We start from the raw sequence: 15,364 nt of genomic DNA, 5'->3' as shown, positions 1-15,364 counted from the left end.
GCCTGAGGCAGCGGTGTGTCTTCGTGCCACTGCCGCCCTGGTAGCCGACCGCGCGCGTCGGGACGGAAATCCGCCGCGTAAGCAAATCCAGGTCTAGGAGAAGTTAGTGATTCAGCAGGAGTCGCGAGTACGCGTCGCTGACAACACGGGCGCGAAGGAAATCCTTTGCATCCGCGTTCTCGGTGGCTCGTCACGTCGCTACGCCGGAATCGGCGACATCATCGTAGCTACGGTGAAAGATGCCATTCCCGGTGGAAACATCAAAAAGGGCGAGATCGTCAAGGCCGTCATCGTCCGCACCGTCAAGGAGCGTCGCCGTCCGGATGGCTCGTACATCCGTTTCGACGAGAACGCAGCCGTGCTGATCAAGCCGGACAACGATCCTCGTGGAACCCGCATCTTCGGCCCAGTCGGCCGCGAGCTGCGCGAGAAGAAGTTCATGAAGATCGTTTCGCTCGCCCCGGAGGTGCTGTAAATGAAGGTGCACAAGGGCGACACCGTTCTCGTGATCGCAGGCAAAGACAAGGGTGCGAAGGGCAAGGTCATTCAGTCCTACCCGGACAATGACAAGGTTCTCGTCGAGGGCGTCAACCGCATCAAGAAGCACACTGCGGTTTCTTCCAATCAGCGTGGCGCGTCTTCGGGCGGCATCGTCACGCAGGAAGCCCCGATCCATGTATCGAACGTTGCAGTAGTCGATTCGGACGGAAACCCGACGCGTGTGGGTTACCGGACCGACGAGGAGACCGGCAAGCGCGTTCGGATTTCCCGGAAAAACGGGAAGGACATCTGAGATGACTACCACTGAGAACACCGCGGGCGTACAGCCTCGCCTCAAGGCGCGCTACCGCGCCGAGATCAAAGACGCCCTGAACACCGAGTTTGCATACGAGAACGTCATGCAGATCCCCGGTGTGGTCAAGGTCGTCGTCAACATGGGTGTCGGCGACGCCGCCCGTGACGCCAAGCTGATCAACGGTGCAGTTGCCGACCTCGCAGCGATCACCGGTCAGAAGCCGGAGATCCGCAAGGCTCGCAAGTCCATCGCTCAGTTCAAGCTCCGCGAAGGTATGCCCATCGGCGCCCGCGTCACACTTCGTGGCGACCGCATGTGGGAATTCCTGGACCGGCTGACCTCCATTGCCCTTCCCCGAATCAGGGACTTCCGCGGCCTCTCCGGCACGCAGTTCGACGGCAACGGAAACTACACGTTCGGCCTCAACGAGCAGTCGATGTTCCATGAGATCGACGTGGACCAGATCGATCGTCCGCGCGGCATGGACATCACCGTGGTGACCACCGCAACCAACAACGAAGAAGGCCGTGCGTTGCTCAAGCACCTCGGCTTCCCGTTCAAGGAGAACTGAGTCCATGGCGAAGAAGGCATTGGTCAACAAGGCCAACAAGAAGCCGAAGTTCGCGGTGCAAGGTTACACACGTTGCAACCGCTGCGGCCGTCCCCGCGCAGTATTCCGCAAGTTCGGCTTGTGCCGAATCTGTGTTCGCGAGATGGCACACGCTGGAGAACTTCCCGGCGTTCGCAAGAGCTCCTGGTGATCTGAGGCCCTCGGGCCTCATCACACCACGTTGACGAGCGTGGGTCCCTGAACTGGGACCCACGCTCGTTTTGTTGTATGTGAATCCGGCAACGATCGCACTGACACCTCCGACTCCGGCGATGACGCCGCATGGATCCGGCGAACTCACTGTCCCTTCCGTATCGATCTCGGCTGGTGTCCTCGAGTCCTGTACCACGACCGATTTTGAGAATGACGCCCGGTTCCCTACACTAGAGCGGTTGCCAGGGCTTCGTCGTGCCTGCACGCGAGTTCTTGCAATAGCGAACGCAAACCTCGAGTTCTCCTACACGGAAGCTCGTAACACCTGGCAGTGCAGTGATGCATTGCCAGGAGCGCAACCCCTGACCGGCAACAGTCGGTCAGGACATGTTCACTTCGCTGTAGGCCCACGATGTGACGAGTCAGGCCCTGTACGGGGCACCAGCTCGCGCGTGCTGCATGGGAACCGCTACGAGAAAGGTGCACAGGTCACACCATGACGATGACCGATCCAATTGCAGACTTCTTGACCCGTCTGCGCAACGCCAATTCGGCGTACCACGACGAGGTGAAGCTTCCCCACTCGAAGTTGAAGGCGAATATCGCCGACATCCTCAAGCGCGAGGGCTACATCGCAGATTTCCGCACCGAGGACGCCGAGGTGGGCAAGACCCTCATCGTCGACCTCAAATACGGACCCAGCCGCGAGCGCAGCCTCGCAGGCATCCGTCGTATCTCGAAGCCCGGTCTTCGCGTATACGCAAAATCCACCAATCTGCCCAAGGTTCTCGGCGGCCTGGGCGTGGCGATCATCTCCACGTCCACAGGCTTGCTTACGGAGCGTCAGGCGGCCAAGCAGGGTGTGGGCGGAGAAGTCCTCGCCTACGTCTGGTAGGGGAGGCCACCACCATGTCACGTATTGGAAAATTGCCGGTCACGGTCCCCGCGGGCGTTGACATCACGATCGACGGGCAGAACATCGCGGTCAAGGGCCCCAAGGGTGCCCTCGAGTTGACGATCGCCGAACCCATTCAGATTGCTCGGTCGGAAGATGGCACTCTCGCTGTCACCCGTCCGGACGACGATCGTCGTAGTCGCTCGCTGCATGGCCTCTCGCGCACGCTAGTCGCAAACCTCATCACCGGTGTCACCAACGGTTACACCACCAAGATGGAGATCCACGGCGTCGGCTACCGCGTTGTGGTGAAGGGCAAGGACCTCGAGTTCGCGCTCGGTTACAGCCACCCCGTGCTGATCGAAGCACCTGAGGGCATCACGTTCACGGTCGAGTCGCCCACGCGATTCACCATCATCGGCATCGATAAGCAGAAGGTCGGCCAGATCGCGGCCAACGTCCGTCGTCTGCGGCGCCCCGACCCGTACAAGGGTAAGGGCATCCGCTACGAGGGTGAAGTTATCCGCCGCAAGGTCGGGAAGACGGGTAAGTGATATGAGCCAGCAAACAGCAGACAAAGCGGCCGTCGTGAAGCGCACTCCGCGCGGCACGGACGTGTCGACGAAGCGTCGCCTGTCGAAGGCACGCCGTCATTTCCGCCTTCGGAAGAAGATCTCCGGAACGCCCGAGCGTCCTCGCTTGGTCGTCAACCGTTCTTCGCGTCACATTCACGTCCAGCTGGTCGACGATCTTGCGGGCCGTACGCTCGCGAGCGCCTCGAGCATCGAAGCCGACGTGCGTGCACTCGATGGCGACAAGAAGGCCGTCAGCGCCAAGGTGGGCGAGCTCATCGCCAGCCGTGCGAAGGCTGCTGGAATCGACGCTGTCGTATTCGACCGCGGCGGAAACAGCTACAGCGGCCGCATCGCGGCTCTGGCAGAAGCAGCTCGCGAAGGCGGGTTGACGTTCTGATGATGACAATGACCGAAAACGGAAGGACAGCCTGATGCCGGGACGTCAACGGCGTGACGGCGGAAGCGGCCCCGCCGGACAGAACAGTGGCCCGAACGCAGCCGGCGGTGACAACAGTCAGCGCGGTGACAATCGCGGTGGTCGTGACCGTCGCGACAACTCGCGTGGCGGAAACGCTGCCGACAAGTCGAACTTCATCGAGCGCGTGGTTGCCATCAACCGCGTCTCCAAGGTGGTCAAGGGTGGTCGTCGCTTCAGCTTCACCGCCCTCGTCATCGTCGGAGACGGCAACGGTTTGGTCGGCGTCGGCTACGGCAAGGCCAAGGAAGTTCCTGCGGCGATCCAGAAGGGTGTCGAGGAAGCTCGCAAGAGTTTCTTCCGCGTTCCGATGATCGCTGGCACCATCACGCACCCGATCCAGGGTGAAGCGGCAGCAGGCGTTGTCATGTTGCGTCCGGCCAGCGCCGGTACCGGCGTCATCGCCGGTGGTGCTGTCCGCGCCGTGCTGGAGTGCGCTGGGATCCGCGACGTGCTGTCGAAGTCGCTCGGTAGCGACAACGCCATCAACGTCGTGCATGCCACCGTCGCAGCACTCAAGGGTCTGCAGCGTCCCGAGGAAGTCGCGGCTCGCCGCGGTCTGACCCTCGAAGAGGTTGCACCCGCCGGAATGCTGCGTGCACGTGCACAGGCAGGAGCGGTCAAGTAATGGCGCAGCTCAAGGTCACCCAGATCAGAAGCACCATCGGCCAGCGCGCAACACAGCGTGACACCTTGCGGACTCTCGGACTCAAAGGCATTCGCCAGACGGTCCTCCGCGAGGACAACTCGCAAAATCGCGGTCTGGTCAACAAGGTGCGCCACCTCGTAACAGTTGAGGAGGTCTAACCATGACCATCAAACTCCATCATCTGCGCCCAGCGCCCGGATCCAAGTCGACGAAGATTCGCGTCGGCCGTGGTGAAGGCGGCAAGCGCGGTAAGACCGCAGGTCGCGGTACCAAGGGAACCGGCGCTCGCAAGAACGTGCCGGCACGCTTCGAGGGTGGGCAGATGCCTCTCCAGATGCGGCTTCCGAAGCTCAAGGGGTTCACCAACCCCAACCGCGTCGTGTTTCAGGTTGTGAACCTTCGCGACATCGAGCGGCTCTTCCCCGAAGGTGGCCAGGTCAGCCTCGCTGACTTGATCGCCAAGGGTGCAGTCCGTAAGAACGAGCCCGTCAAGGTGCTCGGCGACGGCAAGATATCGGTCAAGGTCGATATCTCCGCCAACAAGTTCACTGGTTCGGCCAAGGAAAAGATCGCCGCAGCCGGCGGTTCTGTAACCGAGGTTTAGCCACATTCGACTTTGGTCGAGTGAGCTCATCGTGTGTCGATGGCCGCAGCGACAAGCCTTAACGGGCCAACGCTGCGGCCATCGCTGCCTCACCGGTATCTCTACATCGGGCGGCCGGGTAGGGCGGCGACTGACCGACAGGTCGACTGCTGCACACTGTTAGAGTTCTAGAGTTCACGAAAGTGCTTTTCCATGCGGACGATACATATTGTTCGCAGTCCATGGTCGAGTGTCGCCGAGGCCGGTAACGGCTCCGCAGACACCTACCACCAACGCAGTCGTGCCAGGAGGATCTTTGCTTTCCGCCTTCGTGTCGGCCCTCAGGACTCCTGACCTGAGACGGAAGATCCTTTTCACCCTCGGGTTGGTTGCCCTGTATCGCTTCGGCGCTACGCTCCCATCCCCAGGCGTGGATTACGCCAACGTCAAGGCGTGCATCGATGAGGTATCAGGCGGCGATCAAGCCGGTATCTACTCGCTGATCAACCTGTTCTCCGGTGGCGCGCTGCTACAGCTGTCCGTGTTTGCGATCGGCATCATGCCGTACATCACGGCGAGCATCATCGTGCAGTTGTTGACCGTCGTCATCCCCAAGTTCGAGGAACTCCGCAAGGAGGGCCAGTCGGGCCAGGCGAAGATGACCCAGTACACGCGTTATCTGTCGATCGCTTTGGCGATCCTGCAGGCGACCGGTCTGGTGGCTCTCGCGTCCCGAGGCCAACTACTCCAGGGCTGTCAGCAGGACATCATTGCCGACAAGAGCATTTTCGGTCTGATCATCATCGTCCTCGTCATGACCGCAGGTGCTGCAGTGGTGATGTGGTTCGGCGAGGTCATCACCGAGCGCGGAGTCGGAAACGGCATGTCGCTGCTGATCTTCGCAGGAATCGCCTCGCGCATCCCGTCCGAAGGCAAGTCCATCCTGGATAGCCGCGGCGGCCTCGTATTCGGTCTGGTGTGCGTTGCTGCACTCCTCATCATCGCGGGCGTTGTGTTCGTCGAGCAGGGGCAGCGTCGAATTCCGGTGCAGTACGCCAAGCGGATGGTCGGCCGAAAGATGTACGGCGGATCGTCGACGTATCTTCCGCTGAAGGTCAACCAGGCCGGTGTCATCCCGGTGATCTTCGCGTCCTCGCTGCTGTACCTGCCCAACCTGATCGCACAGCTCACCTCCGCCAGTACGGCGACGGACCCGAGTTGGTGGCAGCGAATCATCAACGAGTACCTGGTCAACCCGGCGAATCCGGTCTACATTGCCATCTACTTCGGACTCATCGTCTTCTTCACTTACTTCTACGTCGCGATCACGTTCAATCCAGAGGAACGTGCGGATGAGATGAAGAAGTTCGGTGGTTTCATCCCGGGTATTCGGCCGGGTAAGCCGACCGCCGATTACCTGAACTATGTGCTCAGCCGCATCACGTTGCCGGGCGCTATCTACCTGGGCACCATTGCCGTGCTGCCCAACCTGTTCCTCGACATCGGGAGCTCCGGCGGCGCACAGAACCTGCCGTTCGGTGGCACTGCTGTGCTGATCATGGTCAGCGTCGGCCTCGATACCGTGAAGCAGATCGAAAGTCAGCTGATGCAGCGCAACTACGAAGGGTTCCTCAAGTGAGACTTGTTCTTCTTGGTCCTCCCGGTGCCGGCAAGGGCACCCAAGCCGAGATCCTGTCCGAGAAGCTGGGTGTACCTCACATCTCGACCGGCGATCTCTTTCGCGCGAACATCGGCGAGAAGACCGCCCTCGGGATCGAGGCGAAGAAATACCTCGACGCCGGAGACCTCGTACCGAGCGAGCTGACCGTCGATATGGTTCGTAGTCGCTTGGCCGAACCGGACGCCGTCAACGGCTTTCTTCTCGACGGATTTCCGCGCTCGGTGGGTCAAGCAGAGTCGCTCGTCACTATCCTTGCCGATATGGGTGCAGAGCTGGATGGTGTGTTGTCGTTCGTCGTCGACGAAGACGTCGTGGTTGCTCGCATGCTCTCCCGTGGGCGCGCCGACGACAAAGAGGACGTCATCCGTAACCGGCTGAAGGTCTACCGCGATGAGACGGCGCCGCTGCTCGACTACTACAAGGACCGGATCCTCACCGTCGATGCAATCGGTGAGGTCGAAGAAGTCAGCGCACGTGCGTTGAAGGCGATCGAGGATCTCGACAACTGATGGCTTTCGGTCGTAAACGTAAGGTAGTGCCGTTCCGCAGCGCGGGCGAGTTGGATGCGATGGCTGCAGCAGGCGCGATCGTCGGTTCAGCGTTGGTTGCCGTGCGAGATGCGGCCAAGCCCGGTGTGTCGACCCTCGAATTGGACAGGGTTGCCGAGGCTGTCATTCGTGACGCCGGTGCGGTCCCTTCCTTCCTGGGGTATCACGGGTTCACCGGAAGTATCTGCTCGTCCGTCAACGACCGAGTCGTGCACGGTATCCCGTCGGCCGAGGACATCCTCGTTGTCGGAGATCTGATCTCGATCGACTGCGGTGCAGTTCTCGACGGTTGGCACGGCGACTCGGCGTGGACGTTCGGAATCGGAGACCTCATCGAGGCCGACGAGTTGCTCAGCGAAGCGACGCGTCTGTCGATGGAGGCTGGAATCGCGGCGATGCTCCCAGGCAATCGGCTCACCGACATTTCGCACGCTATCGAGAACGGAACACGCGCGGCGGAAAAGGTTCACGGTCGCGCTTACGGAATTGTCGACGGTTACGGCGGTCACGGCATAGGCCGTGAAATGCATATGGACCCGTTCCTGGCGAACGAGGGCGCTCCGGGTAAGGGGCCTGAACTGGTTGTGGGATCGACGTTGGCAATCGAGCCGATGCTCACCCTAGGTACCTACGAGACCGAGATCCTGTCCGATGATTGGACAGTGGTGACAACTGACGGCTCGCGAGCGGCGCATTGGGAGCACACCGTTGCGGTCACGGACGACGGCCCCCGGATCCTGACTCTGCGCCCCTGAATTGCTTCGGCCGCCGCGTAGCAGTGGTTCCGTTTGGCTTCACCGACCTGATCTTCTGGTGGCGGGCGTCTCGATTCCGTGGCGCTTGGGTGCAGCCTATCAAGGCCATCTCGGATGAATTTCCGCTTCTTTCGCTCACTTACGGATGACCTCATTTGGCCTGGTGAGGGTTTGCCGGTAACATAGGTCGACGGTGCGCCATGCGCGCCGGTTGCTCGCATGCCTACGTAAGTTCGCTAGCGGTCGACCGGCCGATACTGCCAGCTCAGACAATAAAAATTGCTGCTCGTGTAATCGATGTTGCCGGTTCTGAAAGTTGAAGTTGCCAGCCTCGGCTGAGCGGCGGCGTGAGCATCACGGTAAACGAATCACATATGCAATCAACCAGGTGTACAAAGCCAGGATCGCGGAGGATATGGCAAAGAAAGACGGCGCCATCGAGGTAGAGGGCCGAGTTGTCGAACCCTTGCCCAATGCGATGTTTCGCATCGAGCTCGAAAACGGCCACAAGGTACTCGCTCACATCAGTGGGAAGATGCGGCAGCACTACATCCGTATCCTTCCCGAGGATCGCGTCGTAGTGGAGCTCTCTCCATATGACCTCACGCGTGGGCGCATCGTTTACCGCTACAAGTAAGAGCTTCTTCGGCCAGGTCCGGTCGAAGAGAACCATGCTCGGACGTGTCGGATTCGCTCCTCGCGAACGGTCCGGCGCGCACGAGCTACACACAGGAGATCAACGACGTGAAGGTTCAGCCGAGCGTCAAGAAGATCTGCGAAAAATGCAAGGTGATCCGCCGTAACGGGCGAGTCATGGTGATCTGCGACAACCTGCGTCACAAGCAGCGTCAGGGATAACCACCGAGCATTTCGCTTTCTGCTTGGCACATAGCTAGAAGATGACCTCCCAGCACCAACCGCGACATACGCGTCGCGGCATACCCCCGGCACGGAGGCCGGGGCCCCACTGAGTTTTAGAAGACGGTTGCTTCGAGAAGGATCTGTTTTCGGCAGTACAGAGGCACAGGGGACGGACTGGGAGCAGACCTCCGGACACGAAAAGGATTGCCACATGGCACGTCTCGCAGGTGTGGATCTTCCGCGCGAAAAGCGCATGGAGATCGCACTGACATACATTTACGGCGTTGGCCGTACCCGTTCCAAGGAAATCCTGGTTGCGACAGGGGTCAATCCCGACCTGCGCAGCAAGGACCTGTCCGATGAAGATCTGGGCAAGCTCCGCGAGTACATCGAGGAGTCCCTCAAGGTCGAGGGCGACCTGCGCCGCGAGGTTCAGGCCGACATCCGTCGCAAGATCGAAATCGGCTGCTACCAGGGCCTTCGCCACCGTCGTGGTCTGCCCGTCCGAGGACAGCGCACCAAGACCAATGCGCGCACCCGCAAGGGCCCCAAGCGCACCATTGCCGGCAAGAAGAAGGCGAAGTAATGCCCCCTAAAGCACGCGGTACAGGTCCTAAGAAGACACAGAAGACGCGTCGCAGGGACAAGAAGAACGTCCCGCACGGATCTGCTCACATCAAGAGCACGTTCAACAACACGATCGTCTCGATCACCGACCCCGCAGGCAACGTCATCTCCTGGGCGTCCTCGGGCCACGTGGGCTTCAAGGGCTCGCGTAAGTCGACTCCGTTCGCGGCCCAGCTTGCAGCCGAGAGTGCTGCTCGCAAGGCGCAGGAACACGGTGTCAAGAAGGTCGACGTGTTCGTCAAGGGTCCCGGCTCCGGCCGTGAGACCGCTATTCGTTCGCTTCAGGCCGCAGGCCTGGAGGTCGGCACCATCTCCGATGTCACCCCCCAGCCGCACAACGGTTGCCGTCCGCCGAAGCGGCGTCGGGTCTAGCGGGAAGGAAAGGTTTAGAAAATGGCACGTTATACCGGTCCTATCACCCGCAAGTCTCGTCGTCTGCGCGTTGACCTTGTTGGAGGCGACCAGGCATTCGAGCGTCGTCCCTACCCGCCCGGCCAGCACGGCCGCGCGCGGATCAAGGAGAGCGAGTACCTGCTCCAGCTGCAGGAGAAGCAGAAGGCTCGCTTCACCTACGGCGTGATGGAGAAGCAGTTCCGTCTCTACTACAAGGAAGCCAACCGTCGCCCCGGCAAGACCGGTGAGAACTTGTTGACAATCCTGGAGACGCGTCTCGACAACGTCGTGTACCGCGCTGGTCTGGCACGCACGCGCCGTCAAGCACGCCAGCTGGTCACCCACGGTCACTTCCTTGTGAACAACAAGCGAGTGGACATCCCCAGCTACCGCGTCTCGCAGTACGACATCATCGATGTCCGCGAGAAGTCCGCGCAGACACTGCCGATCCAGATCGCTCGTGAAAGCTACGGGGATCGTCCGGTGGCCGCATGGTTGCAGGTAGTTCCGAACCGTCTTCGCATCCTCGTTCACCGGGTGCCGGAGCGCGCACAGATCGATGTGCCGCTCCAGGAGCAGCTCATCGTCGAGTTCTACTCGAAGTAAGACGCACCACGCATGTGAGCTTTCGACAAGCTCACATGCGTATGCGTCTCCATACCTGGACGTCAAATAGCGGACGTCCGTACAGGAGGAACACACAATGCTCATTTCACAGCGCCCGACGCTGACCGAAGAGGTCATCGCCGACAATCGCTCGAAATTCGTCATCGAGCCGCTCGAGCCTGGCTTCGGTTACACACTCGGCAACTCGCTCCGCCGTACCCTGCTGTCGTCGATCCCCGGCGCTGCTGTCACCAGCATCCGTATCGACGGCGTCCTCCACGAGTTCACTACTGTTCCGGGAGTAAAGGAAGATGTCACCGACATAATCCTGAACCTCAAGGGCCTCGTCGTGAGCTCCGAAGAGGACGAGCCGGTCACCATGTACGTCCGCAAACAGGGCCCAGGCGCTGTCACCGCAGGCGACATCGTTCCTCCGGCCGGCGTCACGGTGAACAATCCGGATCTGCATATCGCGACTTTGAACGACAAAGGCAAGCTGGAGATCGAGCTCGTAGTCGAGCGCGGTCGCGGCTATGTCCCTGCCGTCCAGAACAAGGCATCAGGCGCCGAAATCGGCCGTATCCCGGTCGACTCGATCTACTCGCCCGTGCTCAAGGTCACGTACAAGGTGGAGGCCACTCGCGTCGAACAGCGCACCGACTTCGATCGGCTCGTTCTCGACGTGGAGACCAAGAACTCCATCACCGCGCGGGACGCGCTCGCTTCGGCGGGCAAGACCCTGGTTGAGCTCTTCGGCCTCGCCCGTGAGCTGAACGTCGAAGCAGAAGGAATCGAGATCGGACCCTCGCCCGCCGAGGCCGATCACATTGCTTCCTTCGGACTCCCTATCGAGGATCTGGACCTCACAGTCCGTTCCTACAACTGCCTCAAGCGCGAGGGTGTTCACACCGTCGGCGAGCTGGTTGGTCGTACCGAGTCCGATCTGCTGGACATTCGTAACTTCGGACAGAAGTCCATCGACGAGGTGAAGGTCAAGCTGCATTCGCTTGGTCTTTCACTCAAGGACAGCCCCGCGTCCTTCGATCCGACGACCGTGCCCGGATACGACGCCACCACGGGTACGTGGAGCGACACCGACGCCGGATCCTTCGCTGAAAGCGAAGGCGCCGAGCAGGACTACGCCGAGACAGAACAGCTGTAACCAGCTCGCTGGAGCTCTTACTAGGAGATTCAACATGCCCAAGCCCACCAAGGGCCGCCGTCTCGGCGGGTCGGCGTCGCACCAGAAGGCCATTTTGGCCAACCTCGCGACGGCACTCTTCGAGCACGGCCGCATCACCACCACCGAGTCGAAGGCCAAGCGCCTTCGTCCCCACGCCGAGAAGCTCGTGACCCATGCGAAGCATGGCGATCTCGCTCATCGTCGTGAGGTTCTCAAGATCATCAACAACAAAGATGTCGTACATAAGCTCTTCGCCGAGATCGGGCCGTTTTTCGCCGATCGCGACGGTGGCTACACGCGCATCATCAAGACCGTTCCCCGCAAGGGTGACAACTCGCCGATGGCCATCATCGAGCTCGTCAACGAGCAGACGGTGTCCAACGAAGCAGATCGCGCTCGTCGCGTGAAGGCTTCGCAGGCTGCTCCAGCTGCCGAGGCACCTGCCGCGGACAACGTCGTCGAGGCTGTCGAGGCCGACGCGACCGAGGCCGAGGTCGACAACGCCGAAGCTGTAGTCGATGGCATCGAGGACAACGACGCTCACGCGTCGGACGCCGCCGATGCCGAGGCTGTGTCGACTGAAACCGAAGCCAAGAAGGACTAGTCCTCTTGAGTTTCATGCACGACCGAAGCGGACCCGCCATTCCTTCCGAGGATGGCGGGTCCGCTTCTTTGCGGTCCGCCACCCGACTTCGCTTGGACATCGCTTACGACGGCACGGATTTCTCCGGCTGGGCACGACAGCCCGGCATCAGGACGGTATGCGGAGTGCTGGAGGATGCATTTTCGACCGTGCTGAGGCAGCGCATCGAGCTGACGGTCGCAGGCCGAACCGATGCCGGTGTGCACGCTTTCGGGCAAGTTGCACACTTCGATGTCGTCGGTGGTATCGACGAGCCGGAGCGTTTGGTACGCCGGATGGCGAGGTTCTTGCCCACCGATGTTCGGGTGAAGGCGATCTCGGTCGTGTCGGAAGATTTCGATGCGCGCTTTTCGGCGCTTCGCCGACACTACGAATACAGGTTCAGTACCGCTCGCTACGGAGTCGACCCACTCGAAGTGCGAGGCGTGGTGGGATGGGCGCGAGAGATCGACCTCGATGCGATCCGCGATGCATCGTCGAGGTTGCTGGGCCTGCACGATTTCGCGGCATTCTGTAAGCGCAGGGATGGCGCGACCACCGTCCGCGAACTCCAACGATTCGACTGGGAACGCACTGGAGACCGCGTCAGTGCCTATGTCAGCGCCGACGCGTTCTGCTGGTCCATGGTTCGCAGTCTCGTGGGCGCGATGCAAGCAGTGGGTGAAGGTCGTCGGACTCCGGAGTGGATCGAAGCGCTACTGATCACGCGATCGCGGTCGAGTGAAATAACAGTTGCGCCCGCGCACGGACTGTCGCTGATGGCTGTCGACTATCCGGCCGAGGGTGACCTCGTAGCGCGGAACCGGGCGACGCGCGAAGTGCGTTCGGCGATCATCCAGCCGGGCGGGTGCTGTTAGCCGATCGGTCGGTCGATGGTGGAACCGGGGCTACTAGGCTTTCACAGTGACCATGGACCCGATCGGACTTGCCGTCGTTCTAGCCAGTGTCCGACCAGGACGCGTCGGGCCCGTCGTTGCTGATTGGTTCTTGCGGACCGTTACCGAGCGCAACGACGTCGTGGCTACGAAGATCGACCTGATGGATGCTGCGCTCCCCGCGGACTTGTCGCCGTCTCCTGCAGGGGAGGCGTTCGCAGCAGCGATCGGAGAGGCCGACGCGGTGGTGGTGGTTACGCCCGAATACAACCATGGATATCCTGGGGCGCTCAAGACGGCACTCGATACTGTGAAATATCAGTGGAGGGGCAAGCCGATCGGATTCGTGTCGTACGGCGGACTCGGTGGAGGACTGCGCGCAACGGAGCAACTGCGTCAGGTAGCGGCAGAGTTGCACATGGTGGCGGTCCGCGACAGTGTCGGCTTTCACCGGATACGCACCGCGTTCGATGAGAGCGGTCATACCGACGACAGTGCTGCGGTCGACGCTGCCGGCCGTATGTTGAGCCAATTGCATTGGTGGGCAACGGCATCGAAAGTTCAGTCGAGAGCGTTTCCGTATCCGGGTTGAGTGAGATCGGCAGGGCGTCGCACGCTGCGGGGCCTGCCGATGAACGCGGTTTCCTGGGAAATCGTCACGAGCATCAACTCGGTCTCGTTTCGACCTGCGCGAACCATGATGCGGTCACCTGCGGCGCCGGGTTGGACGATGGAGAGGTCTGGATCCGACATCGGTTCGCGAGGTGGACGTTCGGTCACGGTCATCACCGTGGTGCCGTCGGGTCGCGAGCGCGCGGGCACCACGACGGCGTCGGCGAAATCCTGCACGAGTACGTCGAATCCTCCGGTGCCTCGGGGTGGGCCGCCGTCGATGAGGAGCCTGTCCGCTGTCGCAATCGAGTCGACAAGTGGGCCCCATGCATGTGGTCGATCGGATCTGATCAGAACACGTGCGCCGGTGGACAGTGCGCGAAATACGAGTTGCTGAGCCACATACAGTTCACCTGCCACCAGCACGGTGTCGATGCCTCTTCCATGTACCCGCGCTGCGACGCCATGGCCTGCAGTGTCCGACCCGAGAAGCTGGCCGCACCCGGAGGTCGGAAGGTTCAGGCGCTCGACGATGCCGTAAGGAAGGTCTCGGATAGGCTCTGCATGGCCACGAGCGAAGATTGCGAGTGGGAGGGACGCAATCAATGCTTCACGGTGGCGCCCGTTCATCGACACCGCACCGGGGATATGGGGTCGGGGAGTGGCCCCACGGTTCACGAAACGGCATGCGCCACTGATGCGCACACGGCTGGAGTTCGAACCCGGGGTCAGGCGAAACGCGATCGTTGTCGACAGCGACGGAATTGCCCACAACTCGGTGAGGACAGCGGTGTCGATTTTGCGACAGTCGAACCCGAATCCGGTGTCGATCACACCGGGAAGTGGTGCGGATCCCCAGTTCTCGGTCAGACGGTTGGCGGCGACACCCCGACACATATGGGAAGCGGTGGACTGAATCTCGCTGCGCACCAGCATCCGCGAACTGATTCCCTTCGCCTCGAGGGCGCGGGCGACCCGTTCGGATGCGACCCACACAGCACGCGATGCCCCCAATAGGCCGCCTCCGCGCGCGTCGATCGCAGCACGATTGTGCGAGATCTCCAGAGTGACGGTGACCCACACCGTGCGTGTCGCGACTGCTGGAAGCGGCCCGATCAATCGTTCGTAGACGTCGGTTGCCGGTGTACCCGACGCTGTTCGCATACCGTGAGCGACGATGTCGATGCTGCTCACGGAAATATCGTGCTGAGAAAGACACTCGGCCAGTGCAGAGAGATCGAGTCCGGTATCGGTGGATGCTTCCGCACGGCCGAGCCTTGTCATCGCCGCACTGGGAGGGTGTAGTTCGAGAACACACGATACGGTTCCGCCGCGCCAGTGGATTCCGGCTGCTCGACCATCGTCTTCCGAGTAGTCGCGTGTAACACCGGGATTCGATGTCGTACGGGATGCGTAACGAGACCCCGTGGTGGCCCAGTCGAGGACCGGCCGCCCGGCGATCACCAGAAATGGAACTGCCGTTGCGGGTGCGGCGACCGACACGATGACGGCAAGCGAGGCGTCGAACGCGACCGCGATCGCCACGCCGACAGCAAGGACTGTCTCGAGTCCGACCAATCTGGCGATCCTGGGAATCCGCAGTGAAACGAAGTACAACGAGGAACGCGCGGACATCTGACGGTTGTCACCCGACCCAGATCTGCCGCGAGAACGTGTTGGCGCAGACAAAATTAACTTTTCCTCCCCCCGAAGGCCACGTAGTCGAGCAGCAGAGCAGCTCGTCGACTCGTGTCCGAGACTGTACCGGTTCTTCCCGCGCGCTGCCCTCGTCAGGTGCCACGGGCGTGGAGGAGCTTCTCTTCGCCTGGGGGCTGTAGTCTTTC

23 protein-coding genes are annotated in these 15,364 nt (G+C 61.3%); 22 read left to right on the top strand and 1 reads right to left on the bottom strand.

Annotated elements, in window-relative coordinates:
- The first annotated feature begins 106 nt into the window (after positions 1 to 106).
- The 22 genes from rplN to BJD99_RS17460 all read left to right on the top strand — a co-directional run bounded on the left by rplN (position 107) and on the right by BJD99_RS17460 (position 13,500).
- Positions 107 to 475 carry a 50S ribosomal protein L14 gene (gene rplN / locus BJD99_RS17565; RefSeq protein ID WP_084348479.1) on the top strand — a complete coding sequence of 123 codons (369 nt, stop codon included), beginning with the start codon at positions 107 to 109 and terminating at the stop codon, positions 473 to 475.
- Positions 476 to 793 (top strand): 50S ribosomal protein L24, encoded by a 318-nt coding sequence (rplX, locus tag BJD99_RS17560; protein ID WP_084348478.1) that lies wholly within the window; start codon positions 476 to 478, stop codon positions 791 to 793.
- 1 nt (position 794) lies between these two features.
- Positions 795 to 1,367: a 50S ribosomal protein L5 gene (gene rplE / locus BJD99_RS17555; RefSeq protein ID WP_084348477.1), complete on the top strand. Its 573-nt coding sequence runs from the start codon at positions 795 to 797 to the stop codon at positions 1,365 to 1,367.
- Between the two features lie 4 nt (positions 1,368 to 1,371).
- Entirely contained in the window at positions 1,372 to 1,557 is a 186-nt protein-coding gene (locus BJD99_RS17550) for a type Z 30S ribosomal protein S14 (RefSeq protein ID WP_084348476.1), read from the top strand.
- A gap of 498 nt (positions 1,558 to 2,055) precedes the next feature.
- A complete protein-coding gene (rpsH, locus tag BJD99_RS17545; protein ID WP_084348475.1) occupies positions 2,056 to 2,454 on the top strand; it encodes a 30S ribosomal protein S8 in 399 nt (132 codons plus the stop codon).
- Between the two features lie 14 nt (positions 2,455 to 2,468).
- Positions 2,469 to 3,008: a 50S ribosomal protein L6 gene (gene rplF, locus BJD99_RS17540; protein ID WP_084348474.1), complete on the top strand. Its 540-nt coding sequence runs from the start codon at positions 2,469 to 2,471 to the stop codon at positions 3,006 to 3,008.
- A 1-nt stretch (position 3,009) separates the two neighbouring features.
- Positions 3,010 to 3,426, top strand: a complete 417-nt coding sequence (gene rplR, locus BJD99_RS17535; protein ID WP_084348473.1) for a 50S ribosomal protein L18 — start codon at positions 3,010 to 3,012, stop codon at positions 3,424 to 3,426.
- A gap of 34 nt (positions 3,427 to 3,460) precedes the next feature.
- Positions 3,461 to 4,132 (top strand): 30S ribosomal protein S5, encoded by a 672-nt coding sequence (rpsE, locus tag BJD99_RS17530; protein WP_084348472.1) that lies wholly within the window; start codon positions 3,461 to 3,463, stop codon positions 4,130 to 4,132.
- Complete coding sequence (gene rpmD, locus BJD99_RS17525; RefSeq protein ID WP_084348471.1) at positions 4,132 to 4,311, top strand: 50S ribosomal protein L30; 180 nt, start codon at positions 4,132 to 4,134, stop codon at positions 4,309 to 4,311. The genes rpsE and rpmD overlap by 1 nt, the downstream gene beginning before the upstream one ends.
- Positions 4,312 to 4,313: 2 nt before the next feature.
- The gene (gene rplO, locus BJD99_RS17520; protein ID WP_084348470.1) at positions 4,314 to 4,757 is read left to right on the top strand and encodes a 50S ribosomal protein L15; all 444 of its coding nucleotides are present in this window, start codon (positions 4,314 to 4,316) and stop codon (positions 4,755 to 4,757) included.
- 295 nt (positions 4,758 to 5,052) lie between these two features.
- The gene (secY, locus tag BJD99_RS17515) at positions 5,053 to 6,375 is read left to right on the top strand and encodes a preprotein translocase subunit SecY (protein ID WP_084348469.1); all 1,323 of its coding nucleotides are present in this window, start codon (positions 5,053 to 5,055) and stop codon (positions 6,373 to 6,375) included.
- Entirely contained in the window at positions 6,372 to 6,926 is a 555-nt protein-coding gene (locus BJD99_RS17510) for an adenylate kinase (RefSeq protein ID WP_084348468.1), read from the top strand. The genes secY and BJD99_RS17510 overlap by 4 nt, the downstream gene beginning before the upstream one ends.
- Positions 6,926 to 7,720 carry a type I methionyl aminopeptidase gene (gene map / locus BJD99_RS17505; RefSeq protein WP_084348467.1) on the top strand — a complete coding sequence of 265 codons (795 nt, stop codon included), beginning with the start codon at positions 6,926 to 6,928 and terminating at the stop codon, positions 7,718 to 7,720. The genes BJD99_RS17510 and map overlap by 1 nt, the downstream gene beginning before the upstream one ends.
- Positions 7,721 to 8,135: 415 nt before the next feature.
- Positions 8,136 to 8,357: a translation initiation factor IF-1 gene (gene infA, locus BJD99_RS17500; RefSeq protein ID WP_005140011.1), complete on the top strand. Its 222-nt coding sequence runs from the start codon at positions 8,136 to 8,138 to the stop codon at positions 8,355 to 8,357.
- A 107-nt stretch (positions 8,358 to 8,464) separates the two neighbouring features.
- Positions 8,465 to 8,578, top strand: coding sequence for a 50S ribosomal protein L36 (gene rpmJ / locus BJD99_RS17495; RefSeq protein ID WP_025347279.1), 114 nt, complete (start codon positions 8,465 to 8,467; stop codon positions 8,576 to 8,578).
- 214 nt (positions 8,579 to 8,792) lie between these two features.
- On the top strand, positions 8,793 to 9,167 hold the full coding sequence (gene rpsM, locus BJD99_RS17490; protein ID WP_084348466.1) for a 30S ribosomal protein S13: 375 nt from the start codon (positions 8,793 to 8,795) through the stop codon (positions 9,165 to 9,167).
- Positions 9,167 to 9,580 carry a 30S ribosomal protein S11 gene (gene rpsK, locus BJD99_RS17485; protein WP_084348465.1) on the top strand — a complete coding sequence of 138 codons (414 nt, stop codon included), beginning with the start codon at positions 9,167 to 9,169 and terminating at the stop codon, positions 9,578 to 9,580. The genes rpsM and rpsK overlap by 1 nt, the downstream gene beginning before the upstream one ends.
- A gap of 21 nt (positions 9,581 to 9,601) precedes the next feature.
- Positions 9,602 to 10,207, top strand: a complete 606-nt coding sequence (gene rpsD / locus BJD99_RS17480; protein WP_084348464.1) for a 30S ribosomal protein S4 — start codon at positions 9,602 to 9,604, stop codon at positions 10,205 to 10,207.
- Positions 10,208 to 10,304: 97 nt separating this feature from the next.
- Complete coding sequence (locus tag BJD99_RS17475; protein WP_084348463.1) at positions 10,305 to 11,369, top strand: DNA-directed RNA polymerase subunit alpha; 1,065 nt, start codon at positions 10,305 to 10,307, stop codon at positions 11,367 to 11,369.
- A gap of 34 nt (positions 11,370 to 11,403) precedes the next feature.
- Entirely contained in the window at positions 11,404 to 11,994 is a 591-nt protein-coding gene (gene rplQ / locus BJD99_RS17470; protein WP_084348462.1) for a 50S ribosomal protein L17, read from the top strand.
- 14 nt (positions 11,995 to 12,008) lie between these two features.
- Positions 12,009 to 12,890 carry a tRNA pseudouridine(38-40) synthase TruA gene (truA, locus tag BJD99_RS17465; RefSeq protein WP_084348461.1) on the top strand — a complete coding sequence of 294 codons (882 nt, stop codon included), beginning with the start codon at positions 12,009 to 12,011 and terminating at the stop codon, positions 12,888 to 12,890.
- A gap of 52 nt (positions 12,891 to 12,942) precedes the next feature.
- Entirely contained in the window at positions 12,943 to 13,500 is a 558-nt protein-coding gene (locus tag BJD99_RS17460) for an NADPH-dependent FMN reductase (RefSeq protein ID WP_084348509.1), read from the top strand.
- On the opposite strand, the gene eccE is transcribed toward BJD99_RS17460, so the two are convergent.
- Positions 13,470 to 15,155 (bottom strand): type VII secretion protein EccE, encoded by a 1,686-nt coding sequence (eccE, locus tag BJD99_RS17455; RefSeq protein ID WP_084348460.1) that lies wholly within the window; start codon positions 15,153 to 15,155, stop codon positions 13,470 to 13,472. The genes BJD99_RS17460 and eccE overlap by 31 nt on opposite strands.
- Positions 15,156 to 15,364 lie beyond the last annotated feature (209 nt).

This window comes from Rhodococcus sp. 1163, assembly GCF_002091985.1.
Taxonomy (GTDB): domain Bacteria; phylum Actinomycetota; class Actinomycetes; order Mycobacteriales; family Mycobacteriaceae; genus Rhodococcoides.
This window is presented reverse-complemented; position numbering and strand designations above follow the sequence as displayed.

Bases quoted from the DNA above. Each gene is read 5' to 3' on its own strand.
- map (WP_084348467.1), top strand. From the start codon at position 6,926: ATGGCTTTCGGTCGTAAACGTAAGGTAGTGCCGTTCCGCAGCGCGGGC.
- eccE (WP_084348460.1), bottom strand. From the start codon at position 15,155: ATGTCCGCGCGTTCCTCGTTGTACTTCGTTTCACTGCGGATTCCCAGG.
- rpmD (WP_084348471.1), top strand. From the start codon at position 4,132: ATGGCGCAGCTCAAGGTCACCCAGATCAGAAGCACCATCGGCCAGCGC.
- rpsK (WP_084348465.1), top strand. From the start codon at position 9,167: ATGCCCCCTAAAGCACGCGGTACAGGTCCTAAGAAGACACAGAAGACG.
- BJD99_RS17475 (WP_084348463.1), top strand. From the start codon at position 10,305: ATGCTCATTTCACAGCGCCCGACGCTGACCGAAGAGGTCATCGCCGAC.
- rpsD (WP_084348464.1), top strand. From the start codon at position 9,602: ATGGCACGTTATACCGGTCCTATCACCCGCAAGTCTCGTCGTCTGCGC.
- rplF (WP_084348474.1), top strand. From the start codon at position 2,469: ATGTCACGTATTGGAAAATTGCCGGTCACGGTCCCCGCGGGCGTTGAC.
- rplE (WP_084348477.1), top strand. From the start codon at position 795: ATGACTACCACTGAGAACACCGCGGGCGTACAGCCTCGCCTCAAGGCG.
- rplQ (WP_084348462.1), top strand. From the start codon at position 11,404: ATGCCCAAGCCCACCAAGGGCCGCCGTCTCGGCGGGTCGGCGTCGCAC.
- rplR (WP_084348473.1), top strand. From the start codon at position 3,010: ATGAGCCAGCAAACAGCAGACAAAGCGGCCGTCGTGAAGCGCACTCCG.
- BJD99_RS17460 (WP_084348509.1), top strand. From the start codon at position 12,943: ATGGACCCGATCGGACTTGCCGTCGTTCTAGCCAGTGTCCGACCAGGA.
- infA (WP_005140011.1), top strand. From the start codon at position 8,136: ATGGCAAAGAAAGACGGCGCCATCGAGGTAGAGGGCCGAGTTGTCGAA.
- rpsH (WP_084348475.1), top strand. From the start codon at position 2,056: ATGACGATGACCGATCCAATTGCAGACTTCTTGACCCGTCTGCGCAAC.
- rplO (WP_084348470.1), top strand. From the start codon at position 4,314: ATGACCATCAAACTCCATCATCTGCGCCCAGCGCCCGGATCCAAGTCG.
- rplX (WP_084348478.1), top strand. From the start codon at position 476: ATGAAGGTGCACAAGGGCGACACCGTTCTCGTGATCGCAGGCAAAGAC.
- rpsE (WP_084348472.1), top strand. From the start codon at position 3,461: ATGCCGGGACGTCAACGGCGTGACGGCGGAAGCGGCCCCGCCGGACAG.
- truA (WP_084348461.1), top strand. From the start codon at position 12,009: ATGCACGACCGAAGCGGACCCGCCATTCCTTCCGAGGATGGCGGGTCC.
- rpsM (WP_084348466.1), top strand. From the start codon at position 8,793: ATGGCACGTCTCGCAGGTGTGGATCTTCCGCGCGAAAAGCGCATGGAG.
- BJD99_RS17550 (WP_084348476.1), top strand. From the start codon at position 1,372: ATGGCGAAGAAGGCATTGGTCAACAAGGCCAACAAGAAGCCGAAGTTC.